General features: G+C 43.1%; 12 protein-coding genes. 3 read left to right on the top strand and 9 right to left on the bottom strand.

The window, feature by feature from the left end:
- Positions 1-28 precede the first annotated feature (28 nt).
- Both R8695_RS02140 and moaA read right to left on the bottom strand, forming a co-directional pair.
- Positions 29-1,099 (bottom strand): hypothetical protein, encoded by a 1,071-nt coding sequence (locus R8695_RS02140; protein ID WP_118510583.1) that lies wholly within the window; start codon positions 1,097-1,099, stop codon positions 29-31.
- Positions 1,100-1,158: 59 nt separating this feature from the next.
- On the bottom strand, positions 1,159-2,133 hold the full coding sequence (gene moaA, locus R8695_RS02135; RefSeq protein WP_154780421.1) for a GTP 3',8-cyclase MoaA: 975 nt from the start codon (positions 2,131-2,133) through the stop codon (positions 1,159-1,161).
- A gap of 222 nt (positions 2,134-2,355) precedes the next feature.
- On the opposite strand from moaA, the gene R8695_RS02130 reads away from it, so the two are divergent.
- Both R8695_RS02130 and R8695_RS02125 read left to right on the top strand, forming a co-directional pair.
- Entirely contained in the window at positions 2,356-2,595 is a 240-nt protein-coding gene (locus tag R8695_RS02130; protein WP_118510587.1) for a LytTR family transcriptional regulator DNA-binding domain-containing protein, read from the top strand.
- Between the two features lie 2 nt (positions 2,596-2,597).
- Entirely contained in the window at positions 2,598-3,917 is a 1,320-nt protein-coding gene (locus R8695_RS02125; RefSeq protein ID WP_154780422.1) for a sensor histidine kinase, read from the top strand.
- Between the two features lie 64 nt (positions 3,918-3,981).
- Here the strand turns inward: R8695_RS02125 and R8695_RS02120 are convergent, their stop codons facing one another.
- From R8695_RS02120 to argC, 7 genes are all read right to left on the bottom strand, one after another.
- Entirely contained in the window at positions 3,982-4,674 is a 693-nt protein-coding gene (locus tag R8695_RS02120; RefSeq protein ID WP_118510591.1) for a response regulator transcription factor, read from the bottom strand.
- 10 nt (positions 4,675-4,684) lie between these two features.
- Positions 4,685-5,371 (bottom strand): helix-hairpin-helix domain-containing protein, encoded by a 687-nt coding sequence (locus R8695_RS02115; protein WP_243139533.1) that lies wholly within the window; start codon positions 5,369-5,371, stop codon positions 4,685-4,687.
- Positions 5,372-5,465: 94 nt separating this feature from the next.
- Positions 5,466-5,900, bottom strand: coding sequence for a DMT family transporter (locus R8695_RS02110; protein WP_154780424.1), 435 nt, complete (start codon positions 5,898-5,900; stop codon positions 5,466-5,468).
- A gap of 362 nt (positions 5,901-6,262) precedes the next feature.
- Positions 6,263-7,453, bottom strand: coding sequence for an aspartate aminotransferase family protein (locus R8695_RS02105; protein ID WP_154780425.1), 1,191 nt, complete (start codon positions 7,451-7,453; stop codon positions 6,263-6,265).
- Positions 7,440-8,336: an acetylglutamate kinase gene (gene argB / locus R8695_RS02100; protein WP_154780426.1), complete on the bottom strand. Its 897-nt coding sequence runs from the start codon at positions 8,334-8,336 to the stop codon at positions 7,440-7,442. Before argB ends, R8695_RS02105 begins: the two co-directional genes overlap by 14 nt.
- Before the next feature lie 206 nt (positions 8,337-8,542).
- Positions 8,543-9,766 (bottom strand): bifunctional glutamate N-acetyltransferase/amino-acid acetyltransferase ArgJ, encoded by a 1,224-nt coding sequence (gene argJ / locus R8695_RS02095; protein WP_154780427.1) that lies wholly within the window; start codon positions 9,764-9,766, stop codon positions 8,543-8,545.
- 56 nt (positions 9,767-9,822) lie between these two features.
- The gene (gene argC, locus R8695_RS02090) at positions 9,823-10,863 is read right to left on the bottom strand and encodes an N-acetyl-gamma-glutamyl-phosphate reductase (RefSeq protein ID WP_118510603.1); all 1,041 of its coding nucleotides are present in this window, start codon (positions 10,861-10,863) and stop codon (positions 9,823-9,825) included.
- A 458-nt stretch (positions 10,864-11,321) separates the two neighbouring features.
- Between argC and R8695_RS02085 the strand changes: the two genes are divergently transcribed.
- Entirely contained in the window at positions 11,322-12,548 is a 1,227-nt protein-coding gene (locus R8695_RS02085) for an argininosuccinate synthase (RefSeq protein ID WP_118510605.1), read from the top strand.
- The last annotated feature ends 73 nt before the right edge of the window (positions 12,549-12,621 follow it).

Genomic DNA, 12,621 nt, shown 5'->3' with positions numbered 1-12,621 from the left:
TCACATTTTTCTTAAAAATGCTTATAGCTTACACAATATCCTTTTCTGCAATCTGCATAATTTGATAAAATTCTTTGCACAGCCTTTTATATTCTCGTTCACGTGTATCGCCAATAGAAAATGTTTCGCTTATCGATCTATATAACTCCTGTTCTTCTTCCAAATACCCTGTTGATAAACGATAATAATTATTTCCCAAAGGTTTTTTTATATATCTATGTAAAATATTTCTAAAAGTTGGAGTTTCTTCTTTGGAATATAATATATAAATCAAATTTATTTTTTTATATTTTTCCCGTATTTTGTCAAGCTTTAACATTTCATGAAAATCTTCATTTAATTTGTCAATATCTTCATCTGCTATCCCTGGTACTTTAACAATTTCAAAAATCCATAGTTTATTCTTTTCAGCTTTTTTGTATACCCAAATATCCAAGTGTTTATCCAGTTTTTTTGACAAAAAAAGAACATATCCATTCTGTATACAGGAAGCCTCCATTTCTTCAATCGTTATTTTTTTCCGATAAGTAAGGCCACAAGAAAATTTTTCTCCAGTATGTCCAAAAGGTGTCCAGTCATTGCCAGTCCAGCCCGAATATAAATCACGATAAACAGTCCCCTCGTAATGCCCAGTCACCATCAATAGTATTCCTAACATAACTGCAGTTATAATTGCCAATATAATTTCTATTACTATATATGATTTCAATCCATGTATCAAACTATAAATGCCATATATGATCCAAAGAATAATTGTAATAAAAGCGCCTATTTGGCAATAATACAACCCCGGCAATTCCTCTGTGAAAATTTTCTTCTTTGTCCGTACCTTTTTGCTCAAATTATTTGAAGAATCTTTTAAACGTGTTTTTATCTTGTTTATGTCAATATCTGATCTTCCGACTAATTTTCTCTCTGTATCAGATATCCAAAAATATAAAAGTAAAACTACAATTCCATACAAAGCATGACCGGCTCCACCGCAATAATCATGTATAAATTTTATTAAAATCCCAAGGGCAACTGCAGAAACGGTACCACGTACCACGCCTTGAAGAATTGCAATGCATAAATGAATTCGCATTTTCCAATCTGGCACTTTTATTCCCCCTCACAACCTAAAGTCCTTGCTGCTGACAATGCCAACATCTATTTGGATCATCCACCAATCTGTGACATTCCACGTATTTCATCCTGTTCCGTTTTCGATTCATAGAAATTATGGCTGGCCGGTTTATTCCAGATAACCTGGTAAATTGCATCTTTAAGCTGTTCATCTGCACAGCCGCCTCGCATCAGGGCTCGGAGATCTGTGCCTTCCTGATACTGGAGGCATCCTTTCATGAAGCCTTCTGACGTGAGACGGACACGGTTGCACTGGCTGCAGAATTTGTGGGTCATGGCACTGATAAAGCCAATCTTTCCCTTGAACCCCGGCACCTCATAGTAATGGCAGGGGCCATTTCCAAGTCTTTCTGTCACCGGGCTCATGGAGCCGTACGCTTCTTCCAGAACTGCTTTGATAGATTCCTCATCCTGAAACGGGAACTGTTTCCCGAATCCGATCGGCATCATTTCGATAAAACGCACATGAATGGGATATTTCTGTGCCAGCCCTGCGATGGCCACGAAATTATCTTTCTCTTTGATAACAGGAACGCTGTTGATCTTCAGGGAAAGTCCCGGATGTGCAAGTGCTGCCTCAATTCCCCTGAATACTTTTTCCAGTTCATCACGTCTCGTAACTTTCTTAAAAAGTTCCGGGTCCAGAGTATCCAGACTGATATTAATGGCATCGATTCCTGCATCCAGCAATGCATCCAATTGGTCTGCAAGCAGAATTCCATTTGTCGTCAGGGTTATCTCCTCTATCCCTGGGATTGCCCTGATCTGCTTTGCCAGACTTGCGCAGCCTTTACGCACAAGAGGCTCCCCGCCTGTCAGTTTTATTTTACGGATTCCCAGATCTGCTGTGCACCTGCAGATACGGAGGATCTCGTCATATGTGAGGATGTCCCCATGGGAAAGTGATTTCACCCCTTCCTCCGGCATACAGTAAATGCATCTCAGATTACATCTGTCTGTCAGGGAAATCCTTAAATAATCTATTTCTCTTCCATATTTATCTCTCATCCTATAGCTCTGCCCGCCTTTTATTTTATAAATCAATCTTATCATAGATCAGACATTTATGCCAGACGTCCTGTCTGCTCCTAACAGTTTTTCCCTTTTTCAGGCTGAGGCTGTCACAAATTATCAAACAGGTTCATAGAACATGGTGAAATATTGTGCTATACTCATTTTATAAAATCCTGAATTTACTCTGATACATCTGATACAAAGGAGGAAATAGTTATGAGAATTACTGTTGTTGATGATATTGCGAAAGAGCGGCCACTTCTGGTGAAACGGCTGAAAGAAGATTCCAGATTCTTTCCGTGCAGCCGGGGTGCTGTAGTAAATCTGGAACATGTGGCTGATCTTGCTGACGCTTCTTTTGTTATGGATGAGGGAAGTACTGTGCTGATCAGCCGGAAACTTGTAAAAAATGCACGACAGGTTTTCATGGATTTTCTTTTTCAGGGAGGGCATTGATCATGATTAATATTCTACGTCCTGTTCTGGAACTTACTGTAGTGATTCCAGGACTTCTTCTGGCATACCTGCCGCTGAACTCCAGTCTCAGATATTCTGTACGGAAACTCTTTGGCTGGCTTCTTTTACCCTCTCTGGGGCTGTGTATTGCAGGAGGATTTTTCTGTTATCATGTAAGGATTTCTTCCGCACCTTTCCTGCTGATCCTGACAACAGGTGCAATAGCCATCTATATGATATCTCTTCCGGTTTCCATCTGGAAATCCGGCAGTATTGCTCTGGCGGTGTGTGCGGTCTTCGCCTGCCTTAACAGCATTTCCAGAGCCATTAATGCTGTTATGATCTCCGAGAGCAATCTGTACGGACATGAATTATGGTTCCAGATCCCTGCCGGGCTTCTTTATAATGGTTTCTGCTGGCTGTTCGTACTTCTTGCATGGTATCCGGCCACTCATTCAGTCCGTGATATGGCAGAAGACGAGAATCTGGCACAGACATGGTATGTGTTCTGGATCCTGCCCCTTGTTTTTATCGGTTTAAATCTGTTCATGGTTCCCAGATATAAAGGAACTCTGTATTCCGGACGTATCCTGAAGGGCTACATTATCATCAGCCTGACATTGCTGCTGATCCTCTGTCTGTTTTACACCATGTTCCTGCTGATAGCAGACAGCCTGAACAAAAATGCGAAATTACAGCAGGAGAATCATTTGCTGAACATGCAGCAGACACGCTACGATAATCTCTGTACTGCCATCGAAGAGACCCGTCATGCAAGACACGATATGCGTCACCATTTCCACCAACTCTCTGCAATGGCAGAAAACGGCGATCTGGAAGGCATCAGAGAGTACCTTTCCCTGACAGGCAGCAGGATTCCCAGCCTTGACATGCATTTCTGTAAAAACCGCGCAGCTGACAGTGTAGCAGGTTATTACTGCGAGCTGGCCCACAGGTCCGGCATTCCTTTCCAGGCACAGATGGATCTGCCTGCCAAAGTACCGGTAGACGAGATTGACATGTGTCTGGTACTTTCCAACCTTCTGGAAAATGCCCTGGAAGCCAGCCAGAAAACATCCCCTTCCCGCCGCCATATCAAAATAACCGCCTATCTTCATGCCGAACATCTGATCCTGATCCAGGTATCCAACCCCTACGACGGAGAGATCCGGGAGAAAAACGGTATTTTCCAGTCATCCAAGAGAACGGGAAACGGTATCGGCCTCCAGTCGGTACGGCGTATCTGTGAGAAAAACGGAGGGGCAGATTCCTTCACCTACAAAGATGGCATCTTCACTGCCAAAGTCATGCTGCATGATTGACCAGTGGGGGCATATCAAAAAGAGGCCAGCGTCTGTAAAACGCTGGCCTCTTTTATTTATGATCCTACTGTGCCTGGAAATAATATCCCACGCCCCATTTGGTGTGTACATATTTCGGCTCACTTGGATTGGTTTCAATTTTCTCACGAAGGCGGCGGATATGTACATCCACAGTACGTACATCACCCGGATACTCGTAGCCCCATACAATATTCAGCAGATTCTCACGGCTGTAAACCTTATTCGGGTTAAATACCAGAAGCTCCAGTACATCGAATTCCTTGGCAGTCAGGTTGATCTCTTTATCTGCGATAAATACACGTCTTCCCTCACAGTCCATACGCAGGTCTCCTACCTGGATATTTTTCGCCTTATCTTTCTCCTCATGGTCACTTCCTGCACGGCGCATGATAGCTTTGATACGTGCTTTCACTTCAAGGATATTGAAAGGTTTGGTAATATAATCATCTGCTCCGTATTCCAGTCCCAGGATCTTATCCATATCTTCGCCCTTGGCAGTCAGCATCACAATAGGAACATTGGAAAATTCTCGGATCTGCTGGCAGACCTCCAGTCCATCCATCTTCGGCAGCATCAGATCCAGAAGGATAATATCATATTTCTTTTCTTTCGCTTTCTCTACAGCTTCCTCACCATCGTAAGCACAGTCAACTTCCATTCCATCCTGTTCCAGACTGAAACGGACTCCCTTTACGATCAGCTTTTCATCATCTACTACCAATACTTTCCTGCTCATTGAATTCTCCTTATCCTACTACAATCTCATCTTTTATCTTAACGAATGTACCCTCTTTGATGCCCTGTACATTCATGATGTCTTCTATGGTTGCAAATGGTCCGTTCTCCTCCCGGTATGCAATGATCGCTTTCGCCCGGGTGGCTCCGATTCCTGTCAGGGTGGTAAGCTGGCTCTCATCTGCTGTATTTATATTTACTCTGCTATCCTGCCGATTTAAATCCGTGCCTGACGGATTATTCTGCGCAGTAGCCGTCTCTCCCGGTTTCAGATCCTGCTGCTCCATTTCCTCCTGTGTAAGGATGTACAGCTGCTGTCCATCTGCCAGGATACCCGCCTGGTTCACACAGGTCTGTGCTGCTTCCGGCAAAAATCCTCCCGCAGCTTCGATGGCCTGGAAAACCCTGCTGCCTTCCTCCATCCGGAAAACTCCCGGATTCGCTACTGCCCCGCAGACATCCACATAAATCTCCGCGGCTTTCTCCGGTTCATCTGATATCTCCGGCTCTTTGGACACATTTTCCTCTGCCCGATCTGCATCTGCAGTTTCCTTCTCCTCAGCCTCCACTTCTGCCTTCGCTTCCTGGAAGCCATCGATCAGAAACTGTGCTTCCCTGCTCTTACACCCTGTCAGTGTTGTAAGAATCAGAATACAAACCACAGCATAGCATATGTTCTTATTTAAATTTCCTAACAAGGTCTGCTCCTCCTTCTTCCGGATAAGAGTCCCCTTGTCCATAATGCCATATCTTATTGTAACGAAATCTTAATGATTTTACAATAGTAAACTCTTATTTTTGCCATTTAAATATAATAATTCCCACGATAGCGATTCCCATTCCCAGAAGTTTCCGCCATTCAAATGGCTGCTTATCCACCCCGAAAATCCCCAGAAGTTCTATAATATACGCCACTGCCAGCTGTGAGATTACAATAAGCATAGCTGCCTTTGCCGGCCCCAGTGCCCCCATACTCTGGATCACTGTGATGGTAATAAATGCTCCGATCACCCCTCCCAGCAGTGTATACTTATTATCCACCTGCCAGAGAGCTGCAATACTTTCCCGCCCTGTAAACAGCCATGCCAGCACGCAGACCACAAGCGCAGACAGCTGCACCCATCCCGTGGACACCCACAGGCTGGTCTGCTTCGTCACCTCCGTGTTAAAAACCCCCTGAATACTCATCAATGCCCCTGAAATCAATGCCGCGATAAATCCCCACATAATTTTCCCTCCCAAGAATCATTTAATATTCTGAAAAAAACATCTCCAAATTAGTCTATTCATTCCGAATAAAATCATACACGCTTCCGGCAGGTTTTACGGAAAATATAACAAAACCCCCGTCTATACATCAGATACGTGTTCTGATGTTATAAACGGGGGTTTTGTTTAGTCAAAATTCAGATCAAAGCAATAATTTAATGGAGAACCAGTCCATCCCTGGTATTCTTTTCCCGGATTTTGGCTGTATTCCCTTTTTATAACGTAATCCTGCTTCTGCTCAACATAAATGGCATTTACACCCACTCCTTTACGTGCTGTAAAATGCTTGTTTGAAGACTTAATACTTGATTTGGTTAAAATTATTCCATGCACTCATCCAGAATAGCAGCCATCTTGTCGATGTGTTCTTTGGTGATTACAAGCGGAGGTACGATCCTCAGTACATCACTGCCTGCGGAGATCACCAGCAGTCCTTTTGCAAGAGCAGCCTTTACAACTTCGCCAACCGGACGTCCCTGGATCACGATTCCCTGCATGAAGCCCATGCCTCGTCTTGTAGTAGCACATTCATGTTTTGCAACCAGCTCATCCAGTTTCTGTTCCAGATATGGAGCTGTTTCCTGTACATGTTCGATGATCTTGTCATTCTCATAAATATCAAATACCTTGCTGACTGCAGCACATACAAATGGATTTCCACCGTAAGTTGTACCATGATCCCCTGGCTCCAGAGAAGCTTTGGCAGCTTTCTCGCTCAGCACAAATGCACCTACCGGCACGCCGCATCCAAGAGCTTTCGCACTGGTCATGATATCCGGCTGTACACCGTATGCCTGCCATGCAAAATAATGTCCGGTTCTTCCCATACCACACTGGATCTCATCGAAGATCAGCATGATATCTTTCTCATCACAGATCTGACGCAGACCTTCCAGGAATTCTTTCTTCGCCGGATAAATGCCACCTTCACCCTGTACAACTTCAGTAATGATCGCACAGGTCTTATCTGTAATCTGAGCCTTTACACTCTCAAGATCATTGAAATCTGCAAACTTTACACCTCCCATCAGAGGCTCGAATGGCTCTCTGTAATGAGCAGTTCCTGTTACAGAAAGTGCTCCGATACTTCTTCCATGGAAAGAATGGTTCATGGCAATGATCTCATGATCTGCATGTCCGTCACGTACATACGCATATTTCTTGGCTGCTTTTAAAGCACCTTCGATTGCTTCTGTACCACTGTTGGTAAAGAATGCCTTGCTCATTCCGCTTGCCTTTACCAGTTTCGCACCGGCCTCAATGATCGGCTCATTATAATATAAGTTGGAAATGTGCATCAGCTTATCGATCTGGTCTTTCAGTGCTTCATCATATCCCGGATAGTGATATCCCAGAGAATTTACAGCGATACCTGCCGCAAAATCCAGATATTCCTTTCCCTCGGAATCGTATAAGTAACATCCCTGTCCTTTTTCAAAAACAACAGGAAAACGATTATAAGTGTGAAGGATACTCTCTTCGGATTCCTTCATCTGTTCATTCATGTTCATTGTAATATTTCTCCCCGTCTTCTCTCAGAATTGCAGTACCAATACCTTTGTTTGTAAAGATCTCCAGCAGTAAGCTGTGCGGAATTCTTCCGTCCAGGATATGAACTCTGTTAACGCCTTCTTCAATGGCATCAATACAGTTCTTCAGCTTCGGAATCATACCGCCGCCTACGAATCCATCATCAATCAGTTTCTGTGCTTCGTCTACATGAAGTTCAGAAATCAGACTGGAGTGATCATCTTTGTCTTTATAAACGCCTTCAATATCAGAAAGGAACGCAAGTTTCTCTGCATGTACAGCCTCTGCAATGGCACATGCGGCATCATCTGCATTAATATTATAAGTAGCAAAATTATCATCATAACCCACCGGGAAAATGATCGGCAGGAAATCTTTTTCAAGAAGATCTTCCAGAATCTTCGGCTCAACCTTTGTAACTTCACCTACAAAACCAATATCTCCGCCCTCTGTCTGTTTCTTGCGGCATTTCAGCAGACCACCATCTTTACCGCTGATACCTACTGCATTTACGCCGAGAGATTCTACCATGGCAACCAGTTCCTTGTTTACTTTTGCAAGAACCATCTCTGCAATTTCCATAGTATCTTTATCTGTTACACGAAGACCATTGATAAATTTCGGCTCCATACCTACTTTGCCAACCCAGCGGCTGATTTCTTTTCCACCACCATGAACGATGATCGGCTTGAAACCAACCAATTTCAGAAGAACTACGTCTTTGATAACATTTTTCTTCAGTTCATCATCCAGCATGGCACTTCCGCCGTACTTTACAACTACAATCTTACGATTGAATCTCTGAATATAAGGAAGCGCCTCGATCAGCACCTCCGCCTTGTCCAAGTATTTCTGATTAACCATTTATCTTTCTCCTTATTCCCTGGATCTGTCTGAAAAATACATCTTTCTCCTGCTATAGAAAAAATACTGATTATCTGTTCTTTCAGACAAATCTTTGTAATCCAATTCACACTCTGACTGCCATTCCAATTTGCTCTGTCCGGAATCATTTATTTCATTCTGTCTCAGGCAACAACAGCTTGTCAATTTCCTATATTATTCCTTTATTATGAACGATAGTCTGCATTGATCTTTACATAATCATAGGTCAGGTCACAGCCCCATGCAGTTGCTGTTGCATCGCCCATCTTCACATCAGCGATTGCTGTAACAGCCTCCTCGGAAAGAATCTTCGTAGCTTCTTCCTCGCTGTAATCTGTAGCAACACCATTCTCAATAATCTTGATCTTTCCGGCCTTGCTCTCGAAGTAAAGATCCACTTTCTCAGGATCAAACTGCGCACCGGAATATCCCATCGCACACAGGATTCTTCCCCAGTTTGCATCATGACCATAGATAGCAGCCTTTGTCAGAGAAGAAGTTACTACAGATTTACTCAACGTAACCGCCTGCTCCTTAGACTCAGCCCCAATGATCTTCACTTCAAACAAAGCAGTTGCGCCCTCACCATCACCGGCAATCTTCTTAACCAGGGAAGTATTGATATAATTCAGCGCAGCTTTGAAAGTCTCATAATCCTCGCCCTTCTCCGTAATCTCCGGATTCTCAGCCAGACCATTTGCCAGAAGAAGAACGGTGTCATTGGTAGAAGTATCGCCGTCTACAGAAACCATATTGTAAGTATCCTTCACATCCTCACTCAAGGCTTCCTGCAGCATCTTCTTGGAAATCTTCGCATCAGTAGTAACAAATCCAAGCATTGTGCACATATTCGGATGGATCATACCGGAACCTTTGCACATACCGCCAATGGTAACCGTCTTACCACCAATCTCAACCTGAACGGCAACTTCCTTCTTCTTCGTATCCGTAGTCATGATCGCCTTCGCAGCCTCAGTACCTGCTTCCAGAGAACCATCCAGCTTCGGAGCCATCATCTTCACACCATTCTTAATACGATCGATCGGAACCTGCATACCGATAACACCAGTAGAAGCCACCAGCACACTGTCTGCTGCCACATCCAGAACCTCTGCTGCCGCATCTGCAGTTTCCTTACAGTATCCATAACCTTCTGTACCTGTACAGGCATTTGCAATACCACTGTTACAGATCACTGCCTGTGCATACGGATGATTGTACACAATATCCTGGTCCCATTTAACAGGAGCAGCCTTTACAACGTTTGTCGTAAAAGTACCTGCTGCTACGCAGGGAACTTCACTGTAAACCATTGCCATGTCTGTTCTGCCTTTATATTTAATCTCAGCTGCTGCAGCTGCCGCCTGAAAACCTTTCGCAGCTGTAACGCCACCTTCAATAATCTTCATAAATTTATCCTCCTGTATTTCCATAATTTCCGGAGCGTCCCCTTTTCATCAACCTATCACGGACACATCGGTACCTGAAGCAGCCCCTCAGATTCCTTAAATCCAAACAACAGATTCATATTCTGCACAGCCTGTCCAGCCGCACCTTTTACAAGGTTATCCATAGCACCCATCATAATTACTCTGTGAGTTCTCGGATCAATCTTAAAGTTCACATCCACATAGTTGCTTCCCTCCACGCACTTAGTCTGTGGACACACATCCTTATCAAGTACACGGACAAAAGTCTCATTCTCATAATATTTATCATAAATCGCCTTCACTTCTTCATAAGAAACATCCTTAGTCAGAGAAGCATAAGCAGTCACCAGAATACCACGGTTCATCGGAATCAGATGTGGTGTGAAATTGATCAGTACTTCCTTACCGCATGCATATCCAAGCTGATCCTCAATCTCCGGTGTATGTCTGTGAGTTGCGACACCATAAGCCTTAATATTCTCATTTACTTCACAGAATAAATTCGCAACCTTCGCCCCACGTCCTGCTCCTGAAGTACCGGATTTCGCATCGATAATGATCGTCGACGGATCGATCAGTCCTTCTTTGATCAGCGGATAAATAGAAAGAGTAGAACATGTCGGATAACATCCTGGGTTCGCGATCAGTCTTGCTTTCTTGATATCTTCACGGTTAATCTCACATAATCCATAAACTGCCTCATCAATAAACTGCGGAGCTTTATGCTCGATACCATACCATTTCTCATATTTCTTCACATCTTTAATACGGAAATCCGCACTCAGGTCGATGACTTTCGCCCTGGAAAGAATTCCTTCATTAATCAAGGAAGCACAAAGTCCCTGAGGAGTTGCAGTGAAGATCACATCTGCTTCATCAGCCAACGCTTCCATATTATCATCCATACACTTCGCATCTACCAGTTTAAAAAAATTCTGATAAACATCTGCATACTTCTGGTCAATGTAACTTCTTGAACCATACCATGCAATTTCTACATCTTTATGTCCCAGAAGCAGTCTCACGATCTCGTTACCTGCGTAACCTGTGGCACCGATAATTCCTGCTTTAATCATAATAATTTCCTCCATCTTCCGCAGCATTTTTCTCTCTGCGATGTTCTTAAAATTTTATCTGTTTGTCTTTCCTTATCTGCTCTGAAACTCTACTGTACCAGAGCGCTGGACTAATTATACATCTTACTTGCATAATATGCAATAGTCATTTTCCAATGTTTTTACATGGATTTTAATTCAGATTGTTCATTTTCCCTTGTTTTTACCTATATTATGTTGCATATTTATGCAAAAATGAATAAAACTTTTTTGCATTTTTCTATTGCATATTTATAAAAAAAGGTGTATATTATCACTTGTTAAGCGGAGTCATAGGGAATCATCTTATTCCGCATTGAATATTTATTCAAAAATCAGATCAGAAAATCCCGACCTATTCATTTACTTTCAGCAAACGGATATCTCAGGAAATTTTTACAAAGAAAATAATAAAACCCAATTTCAGGAGGAATACAATCATGAAAGAAAAAGTCGTTTTAGCATACTCAGGCGGTCTTGATACCACAGCCTTGATCCCGTGGTTAAAAGAGACATTTGATTACGACGTTGTCTGCTGTTGTGTAAACTGCGGTCAGGGAAACGAACTGGATGGACTGGATGAGAGAGCAAAGCTTTCCGGTGCTTCCAAATTATATATCGAAGATATCGTTGATGAATTCTGTGATGATTTCATTATGCCATGTGTACAGGCAGGTGCTGTATACGAGCATAAATATCTCCTTGGTACATCCATGGCCCGTCCAGCGATCGCCAAGAAATTAGTTGAGATTGCACGTAAAGAAGGCGCAGTTGCTATCTGCCACGGTGCTACAGGTAAAGGTAATGACCAGATTCGTTTCGAACTTGGTATCAAAGCTCTTGCTCCGGACATCAAGATCATCGCTCCATGGCGTATGACAGACAAATGGACCATGCAGTCCCGTGAAGATGAGATCGCATTCTGCAAGGCTCACGGAATTGACCTTCCATTCGATGCAAGCCACAGCTACAGCCGTGACAGAAACTTATGGCACATCAGCCATGAAGGTCTGGAACTGGAAGATCCTTCTCAGGCTCCAAACTATGACAACATGCTTGTTTTAGGTGTTACACCTGAAAAAGCTCCTGATAAAGATACAGAAATCACCATGACATTCGAGCAGGGTGTTCCGAAAACCTTAAATGGCAAAGAGATGAAAGTTTCCGAGATCATCACTGAGCTTAATAAATTAGGCGGCGAGAACGGAATCGGTATCGTTGATATCGTTGAGAACCGTGTTGTTGGTATGAAATCCCGTGGTGTATATGAGACTCCTGGCGGAACAATCCTGATGGCAGCTCATGAGCAGCTGGAAGAACTCACACTTGACCGTGAGACAATGGAAACCAAGAAGAAACTTGGCAGCCAGTTTGCTCAGGTTGTTTACGAAGGAAAATGGTACACACCACTTCGTGAAGCAATCCAGGCATTCGTTGAGTCCACTCAGAAATATGTAACAGGTGAAGTTAAGATGAAACTGTACAAAGGCAACATCATCAAAGCCGGTACAACTTCTCCATACAGCCTGTACAATGAATCTCTTGCATCCTTTACAACAGGTGACCTCTATGACCACCACGATGCAGACGGATTCATCACACTGTTCGGACTTCCACTGAAAGTTCGCGCTATGATGTTAAAAGAAGTTGAACAGAACAAAAAATAATTTCTGAAATGTGAAAATACTGCTGAATCCTTTTTAGATTCAGCAGTATTTTTTTGTTACCATACATCCGTAA

Origin of the sequence: Blautia luti (genome assembly GCF_033096465.1) — a bacterium.
GTDB classification, from domain to species: Bacteria; Bacillota; Clostridia; order Lachnospirales; family Lachnospiraceae; genus Blautia_A; species Blautia_A luti.
Note: the sequence above shows the minus strand (reverse complement) of the source record. Positions and strands in the feature narration are given on the sequence as shown.